Genomic DNA, 20,871 nt, shown 5'->3' with positions numbered 1-20,871 from the left:
CCCACAGGGTTGCCGTCGAAAGAAATAAGCGGGACGCTACAGCCGCTGCCTCGGCATGCCGCGCAGCTGCAGCGTGAAGGCCACGCCGCGGCCGTCCGCGAGATTGCTCGCCATCGCCACGCCGCCATGGCGCTCGGCGACCAGCCGCACCACGTACAGGCCCAGCCCCAGGTGCGGTGCGTCGCCCGGCGTGGCCTTGTCGCGCAGGCTCACCAGCGAATCGAACAGGCGGCCCTGCATGGCGGCCGGCAGCGGCGGCCCCTGGTTGGCCAGTTCGATCTCGGCGCCATGCTGCGTGGCGCGCAGGGTCAGGCGCAGCCAGCCCTGCTCGGGGGTGAACGACAAGGCGTTGTCGAACAGCTTGTCCAGCGCCTGCGCGATCAGTTCAGGCGCGCAATGCATGACGACCGGCGCGGCCGGCAACACCGTTTCGAGCCGCCGCGTGCCGGCCAGCGGGCGATAGGCCTCGCTGCAGCCACGCACCACGGCCACCAGGTCCACGTCCTCCGGCTCCGCCGCGGCGATGGCGCGCTCCATCCGGCTGGCCTCGCTCATCGCGCGCACCAGCGTGCCCAGGCGCGCCACGCCATCGCGCGCGCGCAGCAAGTACGGCTGCGCATCCGGCGGCATCGCGTGCTGGGCCTGCAGCGCGTGCTCCAGGTTGTCCAGCGAGGACTTCACGATGGCCAGCGGCGTATTCAGCTCGTGCGACAGCTTGGAGGCGAGCGTGCGCAGGTAGTCGGTATACCCGCCCACCACCTCGAACAGGCGCGCGAAGCTGCGGGCGAGGTCGCCGATCTCGTCCTCGGCGCCGGTCATCGGGAAAGGGCCGTCCAGACGTCCATCGTTGAGTTGCGCGCGCTCGGCCGCGTCGCGCAGCCGGCCCAGGCGGATGCTCAGCCGCGTGGCGAAGATCAGCAGGATCGCGCCGGCGACCAGCAGCACGCTGAAGCTGGTCAGCAGCAGGCCCAGCAATGCGCGGTTGGCCAGCAACGGCACCGCACGGCTGGCCTGTTCCAGCAGCAGCACGCCGCGTACCTGACCCTCGCGCTCGATCGGCACCGCGGCGGCCAGCACCACGCTGCCGCGCGCCTCGCCCTGCCGCCACAGCGTGGCCGGCCTGCCTTCGCTGGCCTGGCGCACCTCGTCCACGTCCAGCCGCGGCACGTCCTGCGTCCAGGGCTCGGCATCCTCGACCTGGTTGGCCAGCAGCGATCGGTAGACCAGCGCCGCGAACCAGCCCGGCTGGTCGCCCGCCGTAGCGGCCGGCGTGGCGAGATGGCCGGTGCGCGCCAACAGCCAGCCCTGCGGCGCCAATACGCGCGCCTGCACGCCATCCAGCGCCAGTTGGCCCAGCTCATGCGTCAGCGGCGGCGAATAGGTCACCAGCGGACGGCTCTGTACCGCCATGGGGTCACCACCGCTGCCGGCGTCGTAGATCGCCAGCCCCAGCGCATCCAGCCCCAGGTTGCGCGGCACGCGCAGCTCCACCCGATAGCCGCTGCCATCCTCCTGCCATTGCGCGGTGAGCAGCGACGGCAGTCCATCGACGGGCGGATCGAGCGGCCGCGCGGTGAGCAGGCCCGGGGCCGCGCTGGCCAGCAGGTAGCGACGCGACTGCCCGCCCTTGCCCAGGCTCAGCACCAGGTGGTCCGCGCGCAATGCGCCGGGATCGTCCGCGTCGGCGCGCGTGCGCTGGGTGGTGCGCACGTCGACGTAGAGATAGAGCCAGTCGGCATCCTCGGCCAGCAGCAGCTTGCCGCGCTTGTCCAGCGGCTGGCTCCACGGCGTGAGCGGCGCCCAGTCGTCGCCGTAGCCGTCGACGGTGATGGGATTGGCCGCCTCCTGCACATACCACAGGGGGCCGGACGGCGGCAGCGGCGCGTCGGTCACCACCAGGCTGCGCGCCATGGCGCGGGCCGAGGCGGTGAGCGCCTGCGCCTGGCCCTCGCGCAGCAGCGTCTCCATCTGGCGCACGTACAGCCAGCCCGCCACGGGCAGGGCCAGCGTGCACAGGGCGACGAGCAGCAGCTTGCGGCGCAGGGTCATGGCGGGACGATACCGAAAAGCCTAGGGCTTGGCGGTACCGTCATGGCCGGGATGGTCCACCGCATAGCGCGACTGCTCCGCCACCCGGCGGAACAACGCCAGCAGGGCGGCCCTGTCGCCGTCGTCGTGGGCGAGCGTCATCGACCAGCTGAAGCGGATGCCGGAGGCCAGGCCCGGATCGCAGAACACCACCACGTCGTCCTTGCGGTCGGTGCCCTCGTACAGCACGCCGCGACAGGCCAGCGCCGGATTGTCCAGCGCGAACGTGCCCGCCTTGCCGCCCGGGTCGCGGTCCAGATAGTGATGGCGGTCGTCCTGCACCTCGGCCTCGAGAGAGGAGAGTCTGGACGGCCATACGTTGAGCACCATCACGCGCTCCGGCTCGCCGGTCCATTCGCCCCGGTAGAGCACCTCGTTCACGCCGATGGCCTTGGCGTAGAGGCAGCAATCCTGGGTCCAGCCCTCGGGCAGGACGGTATGCACGGTCCAGCCCGGAACGTCGCGGTCCGGCTTGCCGGCGACCGTGACGTCCTTGCCGGGCATGGCGGCCTGCGTCGCGAACGACGCCAGCAAGCACAGCAGCCAGGCGAACGCACGCCTCGTCACGGCTTCCATCGATAACCCACGCCGTGCACCGTCTCGATGGCGTCGAAGTCCGGCGCCACGGCGATGAACTTCTTGCGGATGCGCTTGATGTGCGAGGTGATGGTGGCGTCGTCCACCACCAGCTCGGCCTCGCGCATCAGCTGGTCGCGGTTCTTCACATGGCCAGGGAAGCGCACCAGCGTGTGCACCATCCAGAACTCGGTGACGGTGAGCGGGACCTCCTCGCCGTTCCAGGTGATGCGCATGCGCTCGGATTCGAGCTTGAGCGGGCCGTGCTCGATCACCGTCTCGCTGGAGGCGGGCACCTTCAGCGACTCGATACGGCGGAACAGCGCGGCGATGCGCGCGGCCAGCTGGTGCAGGCTGGTGTCCTTGCTCAGGTAGTCGTCCGCGCCCAGGCGTAGGCCGGAGATCACGTCGAAATCCGAGTCGCGCGCGGTGAGGAAGATGATCGGCAGCGTGGCCGACTTGGCGCGCAGCTCGCGGCACAGGTCGAAGCCGCCCTCGGGCTCGTCGCCCAGGCCGATGTCGATGATGACCAGCTCGGGCAGGCGCATGGCGAAGGCGTTGGAAGCCTCCTGCCGCGAGCCGTAGCCGCGCGTGTCGTAGCCGAAGCGAGTCAGTGCCTCGACGTAGTTGGCGCGGATCAGCGGTTCGTCCTCGACGATGGCGATGCTGCGGCCCATGGTGCACTCCCTGGTGGCAATGGCGCGCAGGGTGCGGCTTGCGCCCCGGCTACGCAAGCCGTGCGCGCCGCTTGCCCGCGTTTCGCCATCTGGCGCCGGCATGGCGCCATCGCACCCGCATGAAGTTGCGCCAGGCAAGAGCCTGCCCGCCCCGTGCCCGATCTTGCCCGCGTTTTGCCATATCCGGGTCCCGGCGCATGCCCCCGGCTCGGGCCGAATGAAACCGCACTTCGCAGGAACCCGAACCATGCGTCCCACCAACCAGCCCCCCGTCGACCCCAATGCCGAACTGCGCGGCTTTGAACCGCTACGCGTGGTACTGGCGCTGGGCGCGCTGCTGCTCGGGCTGGTCATGAGCCTGCATTGAGGAGGCCTTCATGAACGGCGATACCGAACTGGACGATCCCTTCCTGTCAGCTGCCGTGGAAGGCTTGGAGGCGACCGGTGCGCAGGGAAGCGTGCCGGCCGCCGGGGCCGAGGAACCCGATCCGGACTGGCAGCCGCTCTGACGCCCCTGGGCATTTCGCCACTCGTCCCACCCTTGGCACGTTCCACCCCGCCCTCGCGGCGGGGATTTTTTTGGCCGGCCGGCTGAATGAACTTGCGGGGGCCGGGGGACGCAGGGAACCAAACGGGACGCGGCCGGTCCCAAGTTCCGGTGGCGCGGGTTCTTGCCGTGGACCTGCCCGCCTGTGGTCTCCTCACACGTCGTTCCGACGAACTTCTCCCGGCGCGGAGTGCGCCGGGATTTTCTTGCCCCGAATCCGCTCAGCCGCCCGCCGCGGCCAGGTGCTGGCGCATCTGCGCGATCACGGCCTGGTAGTCGGGCGCGTTGAAGATGGCCGAGCCGGCCACGAAGGTATCCGCGCCCGCCGCCGCGATCTCGCCGATATTGGCCGGGCCGACACCACCGTCGATCTCCAGCCGGATCGGCCGGCCGCTCTCGTCGATGCGGCGGCGCACCTCGCGCAGCTTGTCCAGCGCCGAGGGGATGAACTTCTGCCCGCCGAAACCCGGGTTGACCGACATCAGCAGGATCAGGTCGAGCTTGTCCATCACGTAGTCCAGCCAGCCCAGCGGCGTGGCGGGATTGAACACCAGGCCGGCCTGGCAGCCCGAGTCCTTGATCAGGCCAATGGTGCGGTCGACGTGCTCGCTGCCTTCCGGATGGAAACTGATCAGAGTGGCGCCGGCCTTGGCGAAGTCGGGCACGATGCGGTCCACCGGTTTGACCATCAGGTGCACGTCGATCGGCGCGCTGATGCCATAGTCGCGCAGTGCCTTGAGCACCATCGGGCCCATGGTGAGGTTGGGCACGTAATGGTTATCCATCACGTCGAAATGCACCCAGTCCGCGCCGGCGGCCAACGCCTTGGCGGTGTCCTCGCCGAGCCGGGCGAAATCGGCGGAGAGGATGGAGGGGGCGATGACGCTGGTCTGTCTGCTCATGTTCATGATTCCTGTAAGGGCGCACCCTGTACGCGACCTGGGACGACCGGCGGCTGCGGTCGCGCACAAGGTGCGCTCCTGCAGGTCGACGCCGAGTTTATTTGAAGCCGCGTTCGGCCTTGATCCGCTCGTAGGCGGCGTTGATCTCGCTGGCGCGTGCCTCGGCCTGCTTGCGCATGGCCTCGGGCAGGTCGCCCAGGCGGTCGGGGTGGTGTTCGGAAATCAGCTTGCGGTAGGCGCGCTTCACCGCGCGGTCGTCCACGTCGCGGGAAATGCCCAGCACGGTGTACGGATCCGGCCCCTGCGTGCTGCGCCGGGGCGGCGCGTAGCCGCCGCCGTGCGAACCGGGGCCGCGCGCGTAGCCGCCAGCATTCCAGGCATAGCCCTTCATCGCCATCAGCGCCATCAGCTCCATGTCGCTCACGCGCAGGGCGAAGGCGAGCTGGCGCAGGATGGCCATCTTCTCCGGCGAGGGGTTGCCCTCGGCCAGCACCGTCTCGATCACCACATCCAGCACCGGGAAGGCATGGTCGCGGCGCAGGCCCACCCAGCGACGCAGTTCCTCGATGGCGAGGGTGACGTTGAATTCCGGCTGCTTGCCCTGGTTGAAGGCGGTGATGGCCAGCCGCCGCTGCTCGTGCTCCAGGCCCATGCGCTGCATCAGGCGCTCGGCCACGGCGATCTCCGCCGCGGACACGCGGCCGTCGGACTTGGCCACCGCGCCCAGCACGTTGAACAGCGGGCCGACGTAGCCGCCTTCCTGGGGCGTGGCGCGGCGGCGCTGGCCCCGGCGCAGGCTGTCGATGATGAAGCCGGTGATGCCGCCGACCACGGCGCCGGGCAGGCCGTGGCCGAAAATCAGTCCGAGCAGGGCGAGCCAGAGGGTCCAGGTGAAGGTCATGATGGCTTGGGTCGGCCTCTAGGGTTGCGGCGTCTGCGCGCTGTACCAGCGTGCCAGTTCGTCGAGGTCCGCGTCACTGACCGGACCGATCGCGGCGCGCATCAGCGGCGCGTTGCGCCGGCCGTCGCGATATTGCCGCAACGCCTCGCGCAGGTAGTCGAGCCGCTGCCCGGCCAGGTTGGGCGCGCCGGGGATCTGCGCCATGCCGGCCTCGCCATGGCAGGCCGCGCACAGGCCCAGGCGGGCGGGCTTGGGCGGCGCGGCGGCGTACGCGGGCGACGACGCCAGCACCGCCAGCAACAGCCCGCCGGCGCGCGGCATCCAGCGCCGGTGCGGCCTGGCGATAAGGCGGGGCGTCGGGACCATGGACGGGCCTGGGCTCAAAAAGCGCCGATTCTAGCAGCCGCGCCGCCATGCCCGGCGCGTCGCCCCGGCGTCACCGGCTACAATCGGCAGCTTGATCGCGGCCCGGCGTGGGCCGCCCGTTTTTCCGTCCTGGCCCGCCAGGCCGGCCAGCCAGGAGCCCATGAACGTGCCCACCACCCTGCTGCAATCGAACCTGCCGGGCCTCGAGCTGATCCATCGCGGCAAGGTGCGCGACGTCTACGCGCTGCCGGAGAACCGTCTGCTGATCGTGGCCAGCGACCGTCTCTCCGCGTTCGACGTGGTGCTGCCCGACCCGATCCCGGGCAAGGGCGAGATGCTGACCCAGATCTCCAATTTCTGGTTCGGCAAGACCGCGCACCTGGTGCCCAACCACCTGCTCGACGTGCCGCTGGCCGAGGTACTGCCGGCCGGCACCGACCTGAAGCTCTACGAGAAGCGCGCGGTGGTGACACGCCGCCTGAAGCCGGTGCCGGTGGAGGCGATCGCGCGCGGCTACCTGATCGGCTCGGGCTGGAAGGACTACCAGGCCACCGGTTCGCTGTGCGGCATCCGGCTGCCGGCGGGCCTCAAGCAGGCGCAGCAGCTACCCGAGCCGATCTTCACGCCCTCGACCAAGGCCGCCGTGGGCGACCACGACGAGAACGTGAGCTTCGACGCCGTGGTGGCCACGGTGGGCGCGGACCTGGCCGAGCAGGTGCGCGAGGCCACCCTGTCCATCTACCGGTGGGCGGCCGCCTATGCCGCCGAGCGCGGCATTCTCATCGCCGACACCAAGTTCGAGTTCGGCACCGACGAGCAGGGCAAGCTCTACGTGATGGACGAAATGCTCACGCCCGACTCCTCGCGCTTCTGGCCGGCCGATTCGTACCAGGTCGGCATCAGCCCGCCGAGCTACGACAAGCAATTCGTGCGCGACTACCTGGAAACGCTGGACTGGAACAAGACCGCGCCGGGCCCGCACGTGCCCGCCGAGGTGATCGCCGCCACCACCGCCAAGTACGCCGAGGCCCTGCAGCGGCTGGCCGGCATCACCCTGGAGTGACCCTCATGCAGCCCTGGCTGGACAGCTACAGCGCCGATCATCAGCACCCCATCAACCGCTTGCTGCACTGGATCTGCGTGCCGCTGATCGTATGGTGCGCGATCGCGATGATGTGGACGATTCCGGTACCGCCGATGGTCGGCCGGCCCGGTTTCTGGGCCGTGGCCGCGCTGGTGCTGGCCTTCGCCTGGTACTGGAAGCAATCGCACCGGCTGGGCGCCGCATTGCTCATCGCGCTGGCGCTGCTGTGCGTGCTGACCGAGTTCGGCTATCGCCAGTTGGGTCCGCATACCCTGCTGCTGACCGCCATCGGCGTGTTCGTGGTGGCGTGGATCGGCCAGTTCGTCGGGCACGCCATCGAAGGCCGCCGGCCCAGCTTCCTCACCGACCTGGCTTACCTGCTGGTGGGCCCGGCCTGGCTGATGGACAAGCTGCTGCGGCGCGCCGGCATTTGATGGCCCGGTACGCACCCGTCGTTCCTTCGCAAGCCGGCATGGCGGGCAAAGACGGGGAAACCCCATGACCACCCTGCTCACCCTGATCAGCACCCTGCTCTGGTGGGTGCTCTACAGCAGCATCGGCGCGCTGTTCTTCGCCATCGTCGCGTGGTCCGTGCTGCGCTGGAGCGAACGCTGCCCGGTGGTGTTCAACCGCACCTATCTCGCCTGCCTGGTGTGGAGCCTGGTCGGGCTGCTGCTGGTGGCGGGCGTGGCGCTGCACGAGGGCCACGCGAGGCCACCCTATGCGCCGCTGCTCGCCTCGCCGCTGCTGCGCGGCGCGCTGGTGGCGGACATGGCGATCGGCGTGCCGGTGCTGTGGCGGCTGATCCCCCGCGTCGACGCGCACCGCATCCGCCTGGCCAGCGCCTGCATGGCGGTGGCGGCGATGACGGCGGTGGGTTTCGGCATCGCCACCAGCCTGGCCGGCTGAATCGACGCATCACGGTCTCCGAACATGGGACCGGCGCAAGCTATAACCGCCGGCCAGCCGCCGAGACGCCCGCATGACCCTGCGCAGCCTGTTCATCGACTTCAACAGCTACTTCGCCTCGGTGGAGCAGCATGAGGAACCCGCGCTGCGCGGCCGTCCGGTCGGCGTGGTGCCGGTGGACGCCGACACCACCTGCCTGATCGCCGCCAGCTACGAGGCCAAGCGCTTCGGCGTGGGCACCGGCACGCTGGTGCGCGAGGCCCGGCGGCTGTGCCCGGGCATCGTCATCCGCGTGGCGCGCCCCGAGCGCTACGTGGCCTGGCACAACACCCTGAAGGATGCGATCGACCGCGCCATCCCCATCGCGCGCATCGGCTCGATCGACGAGATGGCCTGCGAGCTGGTGGGACGCCAGCGCCAGCGCGCCGTGGCCGAACAGGTGGCCAGGCAGGTGAAGCGGGAAATCGCCCAGGTCGCGCCCGGCGGCGCCATCCGCTGCTCGATCGGCATTGCGCCCAACGATTTCCTCGCCAAGACCGCCTCGGACATGCGCAAGCCCGACGGCCTCACGGTGATCGAGCAGGCCGACCTGCCGCACGTGCTCCACGATCTCGCACTGCGCGACCTGTGCGGCATCGGCCCGTCGATGGAGCAACGCCTCAACGGCCTGGGCATCGCCACGGTCAGGCAGCTCACCGAGGCACCCAGGCACCTGCTGCGCCATGCCTGGGGCAGTGTGGAGGGCGAGCGCATGTGGGACCTGCTGCACGGCGCCTGGCTGCCGACCGCGGATACTGCGCGCAGCTCGCTGGGGCATTCGCACGTGCTGGGCCCGGAATTGCGGCATCCCGCCGGCGCGCGCGCCGTGCTGAAGAAGCTGCTGGTGAAGGCGGCCATGCGGCTGCGCAAGCTGGACATGCTCAGCGGCGCCATGGCGGTGCGCATCCGCTACGTGGGCCACGACGAGCGCTGGGAAGGCGACCTCGCCTTCGATCCCACCGACGACAGCCGCGAGCTGCTGCGCATGCTCGCGCTGATGATCGATGCGCCCGGCCACCGCTCGCGCCTGCTGCCCGGCCCCGCGCACGCCGCGCCATTGTCGGTGAGCGTCACCCTGCACCGACTGGTCGAGCGCGCGCAAAGCACCGGCTCGCTGTTCGCCCCGCCCGCCGCCACGCGCCAGGTCGATGCCGTGATCGACCGCATCAACGCGAAGTTCGGCTACAACAAGGTCTATTTCGGCAGCATGCAGGCGGCCATCGACCACGACGCCGCGCCCATGCGCATCCCCTTCAACCGCATTCCCGACAGCGCCAGCGAGAACGAGACGCGCAAGGACGACGCGCAGCACCACGCACTATGGTTGCAGTCGCTCAACCGGGCCAAGGTGCTGGCCGAGCATGCCCACCGCCAGGAGCGGCAGGAAAAGAAGCCCGGAAAACCCATCGACGGATGAAGGCGCGCGTCAACGCCCGTCGTCGCGGATGGCGCTGACCTTGCCGTCCACCACCACGACCGTGATAAGGCGGCGGCCGTCGCGGTATTGCCACTGCTCGCCAGCCTGCGTACGGCTGCGCGTCCGGCGCACCCCGCGGCCGCGCGCCTGGCGCGAACTGTCCACCGTGGCGGCGCGCGAGCGATAGGCTGGCTTGCCGAGCAGTTCCATCACCCGCGCCGCGCTGTCGCCCACCACCAGTACCTGGCTGCCCACCCGCAAGGTGCCGCTGCCCGCCTGCGCGGCCAGCGCCCACAGCATCAACACCACCACCCAGCCGCATCCACGCATGCCCCGCATCCTTGTCCGTCGCCGCGCCTCATGCGCGGCGACGCCACCTTAGTGGCGCGGGTGATCCCGTCGGCAGGCGTGCATGCCGCACGGCCGCGTAGGCCATGCGCTCAGCGCACGCGGTCCTGGATGTCGGCGACCTTGCCGCTGATGATGGTGACGATGACGATGCGGCCATCGTCGCGCAGGTATTGCCACCGCTCGCCCTGGTAGCCGCCGAAGTCGCTCTCCACCGGCTCCTTGTAGTCGGGCTTGCCCATCAGCTGGATGGTGCGCACGGCACTGTCGCCCACGGTGAGCACCTCGGAACCGACGCGGTAGGTATTGCCGGCGTGCGCCGCCAGGCTCAACGAAAGCAATGCAATGGCAAGACAACGGCGCATGATGAACTCCTTGTCGGGGCGGGATGAGGCACGGACAGCCATCCCGGTTCGACGTCGCGAGGGGGAGGAGGAACTTCCGATGTGGTGTGTATCACATCATGGCGGCCGCGGGCACCTGTGCAGGAATGCACCCCGCACCGGGCCCGGCTCAGCCGTGCGTGGTGCCGGCCAGGCAGTGCATGTCCCGGTGGATGCCGTGCAGCCGCGACAGCTGCACCTCCAGCACGCGCGCGGCCTCGTCCGAGGCGTGCGCCGCCTGCCGCTCGAACTGGTGCAGCAAGCTGCATTCGTTGCGCGCCAGGCAATGCACCCAGGCGGCATCGCGGTTGGAAGCCAAGCCGGCGGTCATCTCCGCCAGCGCGTTGCGCACCGCGCCCGCCAGGGTTCCATGGTGGGCCGGGGTGTGGCCGCCGGCCTGTACCTGGGCCTGCAGGTCGCCGATCAGGGCATCGAGCGTCTGCACGTTCTCCGCCAGCAGAGCCTGCAAGCCGGGCTCGCGCACCTGCGTGAGGGCACGCCGGTACAGCTCGCGGTCATCGATGCCGCGACGGATCAGGGCGTTGTAGCGCGGTACTCGAACCTGCGACACGAAGTCGCCTCCTGCATCTTCGAAGCTTGCGGGTGCATCCTCGGCCCTGGCCGCTTAGTAGAAGGTTAATCCGGGCAGCGGCGTCCACGCCCGCTCAGCCTTCGTTCTATCGCCCCAGATCGAGCAGATCGAGCGGCTGGCCACGCGCGCCACGGATGCCCTGCTGCAACTCGGCCAGGCGCTGCACGGCCGGGCACAGCGCCTGGACCTGTGGCTGAAGCGCCCGCATGCGCTGCTCCAGCCGCGGGCGCAGCTGGCCGGTGAGGTCGGCGGCGGTGTTGCGCAGGTTGGCGGCCGCCTGCACGTCGCCGGTCATGGCGGCGTTCATGGCCTGCTGGCCCAGGTCGTTGGCCAGCAGCGGCAAGAGGTCAGCGGCCAGCTGGTTGGCGTACTGGTCCGCCAGGTTGCCCTGCCAGTCATGCGTGCTGTTGCTGGCGGCGATGCGCTGCTTGAGTTCCGCGGCGCGCGTGGCGATGCGCCGATCCAGCTCGGCACGGGTACCCTCGTCGAGCGACAGACGGGCGCCTTCGTCGTGCATGGCCGAGGCCAGCAAGTCCACGCCACGGGCGGCCACGGCCTTCACGCGTGGCACCAGCTCGCGCAGCTCGCGCTCGAACACGGCCAGGCGGTCCTGGTCCTCCGCCCGCAGGCGCACGGCGGCGCCATCGGTCAGCAGGCTGCCGTCGCGCAGTTCCACCTGGCGGGGCTGCGGTTGCGGGCGGTCGAACAGCAGGCGATCCGGCGCCACCGTCAGGTCGTAGCTGCTGATGGCATGGCAAGTGGTGGCCAGGTCCTGCGCCGACAGCGGCAGGCTGGCGGACATCAGGGACAGGATCAGCGACAGGCGGCGCGCAATCATGGCATTCGCGGGAAAGCGGAGGACGCCGCAGCGATACCCCGTGCCGCGGCAACCCTTGCTGAACCGTCCGGCCACAGGTTTCAGCGCGGCCGGCGAAACCCCGCACGCACCTGTGGCCGCCCCAGGTACCAGGCCAGCCACAGCAGGACCGGCACGGCCACGGCCTTCAGGGCCAGCGCCATGTAGAAGCTGCGCCGCACATGGTCGAGCGCCAGCCGGGAGGCCTCGTCCAGCGGCGCCTGGTCGTTGGTGAGCTGGACGGCCTGGCTGAACTCGCGCCACTGCGACAGCAACAGCAGCCCGCCCGCCAGTCCCCAGGCCAGCGCCAGCAGCACCGAAGCCAGTTGCAGGGCCGAGCGCGCCCACGCCTGGCGCAGGATGGCCCCGGCGCAGATCACCACCAGGGCGAAGGCGGCCATGAAATAGCCCACGTCCCAGGCCAGCATCTTGTGCAGTTGGGCGATATCGCCCGTATTGGCCGTGGGTAGCTGCGCCAGCGTGCGCCACAGGCGCTCGGCGTGCAGGGTGTACTGGAGGCAGCCATAGGCCGCCAGCAACAGCAGCAGCCACGCGACGATGCGCCATGGCGCAAGGCCCTCGCCGGGGGTGCGCCGGGTCGTCAGCAGCATCGGGACACCGCCTTGGGCACAGCCAGGGCGGCCGGCATCATCGACAACGGGGACAGGCGCATGGGGTGGTACTCCGGGCGAAAACCGGGCAAGTGTACGCGCAACCCAAACGAAGGGCGCCCTGCGGCGCCCTTCGCGTGCCCGGCGGCAACGGCCATTACTTGCGGGTGATCGAGAACTGCCCCACCGAGATGCCAAGATTGATGCCCTCGCCGCTGCCGTGCAGGGCCAGCGACGTGGTGCCCTTGGTCAGCACCTGCGCCTCGCCGCTCTTGACCACGCCGGCCTCGGCGCCGGCCTGCGCGTAGTCACCGAACACGTCGTCGATGCTGCGCACATGGCTGATGTCGCCCTTGCCGTTGTCGATGCGGTACTTGCCGGCAGTCAGGCCGCCGCCGTTCACGCTGATCTTCACGTGGGCGCGCTGGCCGTTGTTGCACACCACCGTGCCGCTGCCCTCCGCATGCTTGTAGATCACCGACCAGCCCGAGAGGCTGAAGGACAGGGTGCACTTCACCTCGGCCTCCGCCGCCTGCGCCTTCGTGGCGGGGAAGGCCGTCATGGCACCGGTGCAGGCCACCGCCAGGGCGGCCATGGCAAACGTACGCTTCATCATCGTCATCTCCTTGCTGTGAATGAAAACGTCGAACGGCCGCTTTCATTGTGACCCGCGATCCTGAACGCAGCAGGACAAGCGGCCGCTGGGGTCCATCCTCGGCAGTGCCCGTGAACGCCATGTGGAAAGCGCGCATTCCCGGGGCTGGCCAACACCAGCGAGGTGCCTTGGCGCGTCCACATACCGGCGACCGCCATCCGCCGACCCATCGCCGGGCCCCCGGAGACAACGGTACGGGTCAGCCCGCGTTACTCCCTTGGGGTCGCCTCGTCGTATCCTGTTGTCACACTAACGTCATGCCAGGCCGGCGCCACGCCCCGGCGACCGGCCCTGGCCCGCACAGGAATGCCCGCGTGAACTACGCCACTTCGTTGCCCTGGACCCTGGAAAGTCTGGACTTCAGCCGTATCGAAACCCAGCGCGTACGCCAGAACGAGGACCTGTTCTTCCTGCTGTGCAGCGCCTCCTTCGTGGAAAGCGGCTCGGATCTGTACACCCACAACCTGGTCGACTACTTCGCCGGCGACGAGGAACTGCAGACCTGGCTGAGCCAGCATTGGGAGCACGAGGAGCTGCAACATGGTCGCGCCCTGGCCACCTATGTCAAGGCGGTATGGCCCGAGTTCGACTGGGAACGCGGCTTCGCCTCGTTCTGGAGCGAATACGGCGCGATGTGCACCAACGAGCAGCTGGAACCCAGCCGGGGCCTGGAGCTGGCGGCGCGTTGCGTGGTGGAGACCGGCACCGCCAGCCTTTACCGCGCACTCAACGACATCACCGACGAGCCGGTGCTCAAGCAGCTCACCAACCACATCAAGAGCGACGAGGTGCGGCACTACAAGCACTTCTACCAGCACTTCCGGCTGTACCGCGAACGCGAGGGCCTGGGCCGCTACAAGGTGTTCCGCGCCATCCTGCGCCGCGTCAACGAGATCAAGAGCGAGGACAGCGACGTGGCGCTGCGCCACGTGTTCAACCAGTGCTATCCGCAGCACAAGGAAAACGAGGCCGAGTTCCGCCGCGTCACCGGCCGCGCGCAGGCGCTACTGCGCCGGAACATCCCGGCCGAGATGACGGTGAAGATGCTGCTCAAGCCGCTGGACCTTCCCGCCCGGCTGCAGAACGCGATGGAAAAGCCGCTGGCGAAGATCGCCGAGAAGCTGTTCCTGCACTGAAGGCGGCGCCGCGTACTACTTCGCCGGCCGCGGTGCTTCCTCCACCTCGCGCGGCTTGCCCTGCTGCGGCGAATCGAGCTTGGCGATGTCCACCGGCCGGATCTGCTTGATGAAGCACGGCGGATCGCCCGGGCCGGTCAGCACGCGGTCGAAGCGTGCCGAGACTTCGCTGACACTGGACGTCAGGCCGATGTGGTTGGTGAACTGCAGGTTGCGGCACTTGCCGTCCAGGTCCAGCAGCCAGGCCTCGTTGGAACGGGTATAGACGGCCAACTGGTCGTCGCCGAGCGGCTCCCACGACCACAGGCTGACGTAGTGGAAGCTGTTGACCGGCGCGCCCGCGGCGGCGGCGTAGGCCTGCTGGCGTGCCTGCAGGCGCGCCTCGTACTGCTTGCCGACGCTGGCGCAGCCGGCCAGCAGCGCAGCGATGGCAAACGTGGCGAGGAAGGGTTTGACTGCCATGGACTGGTATCTCCGTAAGAGCTGCCCGTGCAAACGCACGGGCCCGCCAGGGGGTGGACGCGGTTACTTCTTCTTGGCGGACTTGGCCACCGGCTGCCACTTGGCGGGATCGAAGCCGCCCACCTCGTACACCAGGGTTTCCTTCTTCTCGCCGTCCTGCAGGGTCACGTCGATGGTGATCTTCTTCGCCTTCTCCAACTGGGCGATGAAGCCCTTGTCGTCGTTGAACAGCAGCGCCGGCTCGCCCGTGCTGGGCGCGAACGCCTTGATGCCGCCCGGCTTGCCGTCGAAGCTGGCCTTGAGAGTGCAGTTGGCCTTGCACACGAAGCCGTGGCCGCTGCTGAACAGGAACGCGCTCTGGCCCCACTCGGTGTGGCGGCGCAGCACCAGGCGCACGCGGTCGTCGCCGGCGGGCTGGCTGCTGTAGATGGTGGCGGTGGATTGCGTGCCGCCGGCCATCGGCGAGACCTGGTACAGCCATAGGCCGGCCAGGCGGTTCTTCTCGCTGTTCTCGGTATAGCGCTTCTCGATCGCCGGCAGGCTCTGCTGCACTTCCTGCGCGGCGGCGCTGCCGGGATAGCGGCTGACGATCTCTTTGCCCATCGTCACCGCCATCTCGTCGTTGCCGATGCGCACCAGTTGCCGATAGGTGTCGAGCTTCTGCGCGGATGCGTCGGCTGGCGCCTGGGCGGGCTGCGGCGCCTGGGCCTGGTCGCCGGACTGGGAGCACCCCGCGATGGCGAGCAGCGTGGCGGCGACGAGTCCAAGGCGTGGCAGGTTCATGGGCAGGCATCCGATGGCGTGAGGGCGCCTAGAGTGAAACGCAGGGCGGCCTTGCGCAACTCCCAAGGGAGTGAACGTCGCCCTGTGGGAGCGCACTCTGTGCGCGACCGTGGCAAAAGCAGGGATGACGCCGTCGCGCACAGGGTGCGCTCCCACAGCCCTGGGCGTCAGACGCCGAGGGACGCCTCGCCGAAGCGCTCGCGCAATTGCGCGCGGTAGCGGCGGCTGCAGGGAAGGCTGGCGCCGTCGCGCATGGTCAGCCGGGCGTCGCCGGTGTCCAGCGGCTCGATCTCGGCCAGGTAGTCGAGGTTGACCAGGTAGCTGCGCTGCACGCGCACGAAGCGCGCCGGGTCCAGCCGCTCCTCGATGCCGGCCATGGTGGCGCGCAGCGGGTAATCGCGGCCGCGCACATGCAGGTTGACGTAATTGCCGGCAGCCTGCAGCCATTCGATCTCGCGCGCGGCGATCAGGAATTCCTTGCCCAGCTTGCGCACCAGGAAGCGCTCGGGCCGGTCCACCGGCTCCACCGGCGGCCCCTCGTCCGGCTCGGCCAGCAGCGTGGCCTCGCCCTGCAGGCGGCGCAGGAAGAAGCCATAGAAGGAAATCAGCGCGATGAAGAGGGCATAGGTGCGGAAATCCTTCAGGTACTCGTAGAACAGCTCGACCGGCCAGTCGCCGAAGTCGTAATGGCTGCCCAGCGCCAGGTAGGCCAGCGTGCGCAGCCCCACCATGCCGAGCACGTGTACCAGGCAGAAGGGAACGGTCAGCAGCAGATGGACCTTGAGGTTCCGCCGCCAGGTGTCCAGGCGAACCGGCCAGCGCCTGGTGGCCACGACCACCAGGGGAACCAGGGCCAGCATCACCAGGCTGCTGCTCGATTCCCAGATCCACGGCTCCAGGTTGGCGACCACCCGGCGGTGGTACACGTGGTCGAACCAGGACACCAGCCCGTTAAAAAGTGTGTTGGCGGTGAGCGTGACGACCCAGAAGCCGACCTCGAAAGGCCGCCGCCAGCGCTGGAAGTCCTGGTAGTCGAAACCCGCCCGTGTCGTCATGCCGGCGATTCTACGCAGACGGGGCCGCCTTCCCCCGTGCAATTCGTCCCGCCACCCCTCCATTCGTCCCCGGGGGCCGGCCATCAATCACTTGGCGGCTGCCGTGGACGCTTCCGTGCCCGACCATGCAGTTCTCCCTTTCCCGGAGTTCCGCCATGAACCGCCGCCACGATATCGATGCCTTGCGCGTGCTGGCCTTCGGCCTGCTGATCCTCTACCACTTGGGCATGCTGTACGTGGCCCCGGCGCAGGACTGGGCCTTCCATCTCAAGAGCCGCTATCTCGCCAGTTGGCTGGCGTACCCCATGCTGGCCTCCGGCTTCTGGCGCATGGACCTGTTGTTCCTGATCTCGGGCCTGGCCGTGCATTTCCTGCGCGGCCGCCTCAGCCTGCCCGCGCTGGCCTGGAAGCGGACGGTGCGGCTGCTGTTGCCGCTCGCGTTCGGCATCGCCGTGGTGGTGCCCATCCAGCCCTACGCGCAGGGCGTGGCCAATGGCCTGGTGGCGCCGGGCTTCGGCCATTTCCTGCTGCGCTACTGGACCGGTGGCCCCTGGCCGGCGGGTGCCTTCGACGGCTGGCAGTACGGCTTCACCTGGAACCACCTGTGGTACCTGCCCTATGTATGGGCGTACACCCTGCTGCTGATCGCGCTGCTGCCCGCGCTGGAGTCGCCGTGGGGCCAGCGGGCGCTGTCCGCGCTGCGCCGGCTGCGTGGCCCTGCCCTGCTGGTGCTGCCGGCCCTGCCGCTGCTGGCCTACGGCCTGTGGCTGGGCGCGCGCTACCCGACCACCCATGCCCTGTTCAACGACTGGTACGCGCATGCGGGCTATGCCACGGTGTTCCTGTACGGCTACGTGCTCGGCACCGACCGGGGCCTGTGGAGCGAACTGGCCCGGCTGCGCCGACATGCCCTGCTGCTGGCGGCGGCGAGCTTCGCGCTGCACTACGCGATCAACCAGGCGGGCAGCTGGCTGCCCCTGCCGGTCCACCCTGCGGCGCACTTCCTGATGTACGCCCTGCGCTTCGTCTATGCCTGGGCCGCCATTGCCGCCGTGCTCGGCTATGGCCACCAGTACCTCAACCGCCCGTTCCGCTGGCTGCCGTACGCCCGCGAGGCGGTGTTTCCCTGGTACGTACTGCACCAGAGCGTGATGCTGGCGGCGGCCCACTGGCTGCTGCCGCTGGGGCTGGGTCCGGTGCTGGAACCCGCCCTGGTGCTGGCCGGCACGGTCGTCGGCTGCGCGGCGCTGCATGAACTGGTGATCCGGCGCTCGCCCTGGCTGCGCCCGCTGTTCGGCCTGGATGCGCGGCCCAAGGTCCGCCGCGCGCGGGAGCCCTCGGCAGGCCTGGCGCGGGCATGAGCGATGACGGCAGCGGGACGCTCAGGTCTCGCTGCCCAGGGTGGAGTCCAGATGCTCCACCCGGTGGATGTCGCCCAGCCAGACGTAGCAGTTCCAGTACGGCACGTCGGGGCGTTCCAGCCGCACCACCCCGTTGATGCCTTCCTTCGCCTGGCTGTCGCGGAACACCTGCACGTTGGGGCGCTCGCATACCACGCCGTCATAGCTGCTGCCGTCGTTGAGCACCAGCACCACATGGCCGTTGGTCGGGAGTTCCTCCACCAGCGCCTCCAGATGGCGGATCTGCATGGGATCGGTATAAACGCTCTCGGCAAATTGGCCCATGGCTCACCTCGCCTGTCCGCTGTGTGTCACCGACGCTAGCACCGTCGGCGCAAGCCCCGGTCAAGGCGGGGGAACAGCGGCGTGAAACCCGGGCCGGCTTGCCGCCACCCTTCAGCCGCCGATAATGCGGGGTCTGCCCAAGGATGCCGCCCCCGATGCCCTCTCCCACCGCCCCCTCTCCGGCGGATGCCTTGCGTTCACACCCGGCCTTCGTCCAGTTCTGGCTGGCGCGCATCTGCTCGGGCTTCGGCTTCCAGATGCTGTCGGTGGCGGTGGGCTGGCAGATCTACGCCATCACGGGCCGGGCGCTGGACCTGGGCCTGATCGGGCTGGTGCAGTTCTTCCCGTCCGTGGTGCTGGCGCTGCCGGCCGGCCACGTCGCCGACCAGTTCGAGCGGCGGCGCATCGTACTGCTGGGCCAGTGGGTGGACATGCTGGCGATCGCCGTGCTGGCCGCGATCAGCCTGGCGCACCTGGCCCACGAGGCCATCATCCTGGCCCTGGTGTTCGTGATCGGCGTGGCCAAGGCGTTCGAGTTCCCGGCGATGCAATCGATGCTGCCCGCCCTGGTGCCCTCGTCCACCCTGCCGCGCGCGATGGCCTCCAGCGCCGCCGCCGGCCAGGCCGCGATGATCATGGGTCCGGCGGTGGGCGGCCTGCTCTACGTGGCCGGCGCTGGCACGGTCTATACCGTGTGCGCGCTGCTGTACCTGGCGGCGGTGCTGCTGATGGCGCACCTGCGCTACGAGCACGCGCAGCCGCGGCGCGAGCCGGCCACGCTCAAGAGCCTGTTCGCCGGGGTGCATTTCATCCGCCGGCGCCCGGACGTGCTGGGCGTGATCTCGCTGGACCTGTTCGCGGTGCTGCTGGGCGGCGCCACCGCGCTGCTGCCGATCTTCGCGAAGGACATCCTGCACACCGGCCCCTGGGGCCTGGGCCTGCTGCGCGCGGCGCCGGCGGTCGGCGCGCTGCTGATGTCGCTGTGGCTGGCGCACCACACCATGGAACGGCGCGTGGGACCCATCATGTTCGCCTCGGTGGCCGGCTTCGGCGTGGCCACGCTGGTCTTCGCCGTCTCCGCCACGCTGTGGCTGTCGCTGGCGGCCCTGTTTGCGCTGGGCGCGTTCGACATGGTCAGCATGGTGATCCGCGGCGCGCTGGTGCAGTTGGATACGCCCGACGACATGCGCGGCCGCGTCAGCGCGGTCAACGCCATCTTCATCAACACCTCCAACCAGCTCGGCGAGTTCGAGTCGGGCCTGCTGGCCGCCTGGCTGGGCGCGGTCAACGCCACGCTGATCGGCGGCGTCGGCACGCTGCTGGTGGTGGGACTGTGGATGGCGCTGTTCCCGACGCTGCGGCGGCGCCAGCGGCTGCACGCCGAGCCGGAACTCGCCCTGGCGCCTGCGGGCGCCGACACGCCCTGAACCGCCCGTCGGCGCAGGTCCGTCAATTGACGGACATCATGGCCGAGCCCGGGAGTGTCCCTAGCATGGGGCGGTTTTCCCCTGCATGGATGAGCTACACCCCATGAACGTCGATATCGTGGTGGTCGGCGCGGGCCCCGCCGGCCTGTGCATGGCCAGGTCGCTGGCCGACACCGGCCTGAGCATCATGGTGGTCGAACAGCAACCGCTGGCGGCGCTGCGCGAACCGCCATTCGATGGCCGGGAGATCGCCCTGACCCAGCGCTCGGTGCGCATCCTGCGCGAGCTGGGCCTGTGGGACCACCTCGGCGCGGCCGACGTCTCGCCGCTGCGCAGCGCGCGCGTGCTCAACGGCGGCTCGCTGCGCGGCCTCAACGTGGTGCCCAGCACCACCGGCGAAGCCGAGCTGGGCTTCCTGGTGCCAAACGACCGCATCCGTCGCGCCGCCTACGCGGCCATCGAGGACGTGCCCCACCTCACCCTCGTCTGCGACACCGCGGTCAGCGCCCTGTCGATGGCCAGCGAACTGCCCCGGCTGACGCTGGGCAACGGCACCAGCGTGGAGGCCCGCCTGGTGATCGCCGCCGACAGCCGCTTCTCGCAGCTGCGCCGCGACGCCGGCATCGCCGCGGACATGCACGACTTCGGCAAGAGCATGCTGGTGTGCCGCATGGCTCTGGAAAAACCTCACGGCCAGGAGGCGCTGGAATGGTTCGACCACGGCCAGACCCTGGCCCTGCTGCCCCTGCACCATGGCGAGGCCTCGGTGGTGCTGACCCTGCCGGGCCAGGCGATCAAGTCGCTCCTGGCGATGGACGAGGAGCACTTCGGCGAGGAGATGCACCGCCGCTTCCAGGGACGCTTCGGCCGGATGCGCCTGACCAGCACCCGGCATGCCTATCCCCTGGTCGCCACCTACGCCCGCCGCTTCGTGATGTCGCGCCTGGCCCTGATCGGCGATGCGGCGGTGGGCATGCACCCAGTGACGGCGCATGGCTTCAACCTGGGACTGCTGAGCGTGGAGACGCTGGCCCGGGAGATCCGGCAGGCGCACGCTGCCGGAGAGAACATCGCCGCCTATGACCTGCTGCGTCGCTACCAGCACGCGCACCGGCTGGCCACTCGCCCGCTTTACCTGGCCACGCTCGGCATCGTGAAACTGTTCACCGACGATCGCCTGCCCGCGCGGCTCATCCGCGGCGCGCTGCTGCAGGCCAGCCAGGCCACGCCCCCGTTCCGCCTGACCCTGGCGCGCATGCTCGCCGCCGACGGGCACGGTCGCTGCTCGGTACCTGCCGCGTCAGCATGAACGAGCGGCAGGGATATTTACGCACCGCTCACGTTCACGCTGGCAACGTCAATGCTTACTGCA

At 69.5% G+C, this 20,871-nt stretch carries 25 protein-coding genes; 9 read left to right on the top strand and 16 right to left on the bottom strand.

What is annotated here, in order from left to right:
• Window positions 1-36: 36 nt before the first annotated feature.
• Genes MJ605_RS00205 through pdsR form a run of 3 tightly spaced genes read right to left on the bottom strand, consistent with a single transcriptional unit; the run spans window position 37 to window position 3,341 of the window.
• Entirely contained in the window at window positions 37-2,049 is a 2,013-nt protein-coding gene (locus tag MJ605_RS00205; RefSeq protein ID WP_243038688.1) for an ATP-binding protein, read from the bottom strand.
• 21 nt (window positions 2,050-2,070) lie between these two features.
• The gene (locus MJ605_RS00200) at window positions 2,071-2,664 is read right to left on the bottom strand and encodes a hypothetical protein (protein WP_425600946.1); all 594 of its coding nucleotides are present in this window, start codon (window positions 2,662-2,664) and stop codon (window positions 2,071-2,073) included.
• A complete protein-coding gene (gene pdsR, locus MJ605_RS00195; protein WP_243038686.1) occupies window positions 2,652-3,341 on the bottom strand; it encodes a proteobacterial dedicated sortase system response regulator in 690 nt (229 codons plus the stop codon). Before pdsR ends, MJ605_RS00200 begins: the two co-directional genes overlap by 13 nt.
• A 377-nt stretch (window positions 3,342-3,718) precedes the next feature.
• On the opposite strand from pdsR, the gene MJ605_RS19235 reads away from it, so the two are divergent.
• Window positions 3,719-3,850 (top strand): hypothetical protein, encoded by a 132-nt coding sequence (locus tag MJ605_RS19235; RefSeq protein ID WP_279237342.1) that lies wholly within the window; start codon window positions 3,719-3,721, stop codon window positions 3,848-3,850.
• A 259-nt stretch (window positions 3,851-4,109) separates the two neighbouring features.
• On the opposite strand, the gene rpe is transcribed toward MJ605_RS19235, so the two are convergent.
• The 3 genes from rpe to MJ605_RS00180 all read right to left on the bottom strand — a co-directional run bounded on the left by rpe (window position 4,110) and on the right by MJ605_RS00180 (window position 6,012).
• Window positions 4,110-4,790, bottom strand: coding sequence for a ribulose-phosphate 3-epimerase (rpe, locus tag MJ605_RS00190; RefSeq protein ID WP_243038685.1), 681 nt, complete (start codon window positions 4,788-4,790; stop codon window positions 4,110-4,112).
• A gap of 97 nt (window positions 4,791-4,887) precedes the next feature.
• Window positions 4,888-5,691 carry a co-chaperone DjlA gene (gene djlA, locus MJ605_RS00185; protein ID WP_243038684.1) on the bottom strand — a complete coding sequence of 268 codons (804 nt, stop codon included), beginning with the start codon at window positions 5,689-5,691 and terminating at the stop codon, window positions 4,888-4,890.
• 18 nt (window positions 5,692-5,709) lie between these two features.
• The gene (locus tag MJ605_RS00180; RefSeq protein ID WP_425600972.1) at window positions 5,710-6,012 is read right to left on the bottom strand and encodes a c-type cytochrome; all 303 of its coding nucleotides are present in this window, start codon (window positions 6,010-6,012) and stop codon (window positions 5,710-5,712) included.
• A 205-nt stretch (window positions 6,013-6,217) separates the two neighbouring features.
• Between MJ605_RS00180 and MJ605_RS00175 the strand changes: the two genes are divergently transcribed.
• The 4 genes from MJ605_RS00175 to MJ605_RS00160 all read left to right on the top strand — a co-directional run bounded on the left by MJ605_RS00175 (window position 6,218) and on the right by MJ605_RS00160 (window position 9,506).
• Complete coding sequence (locus MJ605_RS00175) at window positions 6,218-7,120, top strand: phosphoribosylaminoimidazolesuccinocarboxamide synthase (RefSeq protein ID WP_243038682.1); 903 nt, start codon at window positions 6,218-6,220, stop codon at window positions 7,118-7,120.
• Entirely contained in the window at window positions 7,117-7,575 is a 459-nt protein-coding gene (locus MJ605_RS00170; RefSeq protein ID WP_425600945.1) for an Mpo1 family 2-hydroxy fatty acid dioxygenase, read from the top strand. The genes MJ605_RS00175 and MJ605_RS00170 overlap by 4 nt, the downstream gene beginning before the upstream one ends.
• Before the next feature lie 64 nt (window positions 7,576-7,639).
• A complete protein-coding gene (locus tag MJ605_RS00165) occupies window positions 7,640-8,050 on the top strand; it encodes a hypothetical protein (protein WP_243038678.1) in 411 nt (136 codons plus the stop codon).
• A 73-nt stretch (window positions 8,051-8,123) separates the two neighbouring features.
• Window positions 8,124-9,506: a DNA polymerase Y family protein gene (locus tag MJ605_RS00160; RefSeq protein WP_243038676.1), complete on the top strand. Its 1,383-nt coding sequence runs from the start codon at window positions 8,124-8,126 to the stop codon at window positions 9,504-9,506.
• 9 nt (window positions 9,507-9,515) lie between these two features.
• On the opposite strand, the gene MJ605_RS00155 is transcribed toward MJ605_RS00160, so the two are convergent.
• The 6 genes from MJ605_RS00155 to MJ605_RS00130 all read right to left on the bottom strand — a co-directional run bounded on the left by MJ605_RS00155 (window position 9,516) and on the right by MJ605_RS00130 (window position 12,912).
• Window positions 9,516-9,836 (bottom strand): DUF2845 domain-containing protein, encoded by a 321-nt coding sequence (locus MJ605_RS00155; protein ID WP_243038674.1) that lies wholly within the window; start codon window positions 9,834-9,836, stop codon window positions 9,516-9,518.
• A gap of 110 nt (window positions 9,837-9,946) precedes the next feature.
• Window positions 9,947-10,219, bottom strand: coding sequence for a DUF2845 domain-containing protein (locus tag MJ605_RS00150; protein ID WP_243038672.1), 273 nt, complete (start codon window positions 10,217-10,219; stop codon window positions 9,947-9,949).
• Between the two features lie 148 nt (window positions 10,220-10,367).
• On the bottom strand, window positions 10,368-10,808 hold the full coding sequence (locus MJ605_RS00145) for a PA2169 family four-helix-bundle protein (protein WP_243038671.1): 441 nt from the start codon (window positions 10,806-10,808) through the stop codon (window positions 10,368-10,370).
• Between the two features lie 106 nt (window positions 10,809-10,914).
• Window positions 10,915-11,667 (bottom strand): DUF2884 family protein, encoded by a 753-nt coding sequence (locus tag MJ605_RS00140; RefSeq protein ID WP_243038669.1) that lies wholly within the window; start codon window positions 11,665-11,667, stop codon window positions 10,915-10,917.
• 80 nt (window positions 11,668-11,747) lie between these two features.
• Window positions 11,748-12,296 carry a hypothetical protein gene (locus tag MJ605_RS00135; protein WP_243038667.1) on the bottom strand — a complete coding sequence of 183 codons (549 nt, stop codon included), beginning with the start codon at window positions 12,294-12,296 and terminating at the stop codon, window positions 11,748-11,750.
• Between the two features lie 157 nt (window positions 12,297-12,453).
• Window positions 12,454-12,912 (bottom strand): hypothetical protein, encoded by a 459-nt coding sequence (locus MJ605_RS00130; RefSeq protein ID WP_243038666.1) that lies wholly within the window; start codon window positions 12,910-12,912, stop codon window positions 12,454-12,456.
• A 353-nt stretch (window positions 12,913-13,265) separates the two neighbouring features.
• On the opposite strand from MJ605_RS00130, the gene MJ605_RS00125 reads away from it, so the two are divergent.
• On the top strand, window positions 13,266-14,087 hold the full coding sequence (locus tag MJ605_RS00125; RefSeq protein WP_243038664.1) for a ferritin-like domain-containing protein: 822 nt from the start codon (window positions 13,266-13,268) through the stop codon (window positions 14,085-14,087).
• A gap of 15 nt (window positions 14,088-14,102) precedes the next feature.
• On the opposite strand, the gene MJ605_RS00120 is transcribed toward MJ605_RS00125, so the two are convergent.
• From MJ605_RS00120 to MJ605_RS00110, 3 genes are all read right to left on the bottom strand, one after another.
• Window positions 14,103-14,549, bottom strand: coding sequence for a DUF6491 family protein (locus MJ605_RS00120; RefSeq protein ID WP_243038662.1), 447 nt, complete (start codon window positions 14,547-14,549; stop codon window positions 14,103-14,105).
• 63 nt (window positions 14,550-14,612) lie between these two features.
• Window positions 14,613-15,332: a hypothetical protein gene (locus MJ605_RS00115; protein ID WP_243038660.1), complete on the bottom strand. Its 720-nt coding sequence runs from the start codon at window positions 15,330-15,332 to the stop codon at window positions 14,613-14,615.
• Window positions 15,333-15,499: 167 nt separating this feature from the next.
• Window positions 15,500-16,387, bottom strand: a complete 888-nt coding sequence (locus tag MJ605_RS00110; RefSeq protein ID WP_243038659.1) for a LytTR family DNA-binding domain-containing protein — start codon at window positions 16,385-16,387, stop codon at window positions 15,500-15,502.
• A 155-nt stretch (window positions 16,388-16,542) separates the two neighbouring features.
• Between MJ605_RS00110 and MJ605_RS00105 the strand changes: the two genes are divergently transcribed.
• Window positions 16,543-17,748: an acyltransferase family protein gene (locus MJ605_RS00105; protein WP_243038658.1), complete on the top strand. Its 1,206-nt coding sequence runs from the start codon at window positions 16,543-16,545 to the stop codon at window positions 17,746-17,748.
• A gap of 21 nt (window positions 17,749-17,769) precedes the next feature.
• Here the strand turns inward: MJ605_RS00105 and MJ605_RS00100 are convergent, their stop codons facing one another.
• Entirely contained in the window at window positions 17,770-18,072 is a 303-nt protein-coding gene (locus MJ605_RS00100) for a DUF3247 family protein (protein ID WP_243038657.1), read from the bottom strand.
• A 191-nt stretch (window positions 18,073-18,263) separates the two neighbouring features.
• Here MJ605_RS00100 and MJ605_RS00095 point away from each other — a divergent pair, with 191 nt between their 5' ends.
• Complete coding sequence (locus MJ605_RS00095; protein ID WP_243038655.1) at window positions 18,264-19,499, top strand: MFS transporter; 1,236 nt, start codon at window positions 18,264-18,266, stop codon at window positions 19,497-19,499.
• 103 nt (window positions 19,500-19,602) lie between these two features.
• The gene (gene ubiM, locus MJ605_RS00090; RefSeq protein ID WP_243038653.1) at window positions 19,603-20,808 is read left to right on the top strand and encodes a 5-demethoxyubiquinol-8 5-hydroxylase UbiM; all 1,206 of its coding nucleotides are present in this window, start codon (window positions 19,603-19,605) and stop codon (window positions 20,806-20,808) included.
• Window positions 20,809-20,871: the final 63 nt, after the last annotated feature.

Origin of the sequence: Dyella sedimenti, from assembly GCF_022760995.1 — a bacterium.
Lineage (GTDB): Bacteria > Pseudomonadota > Gammaproteobacteria > Xanthomonadales > Rhodanobacteraceae > Dyella > Dyella sedimenti.
Note: the sequence above shows the minus strand (reverse complement) of the source record. Positions and strands in the feature narration are given on the sequence as shown.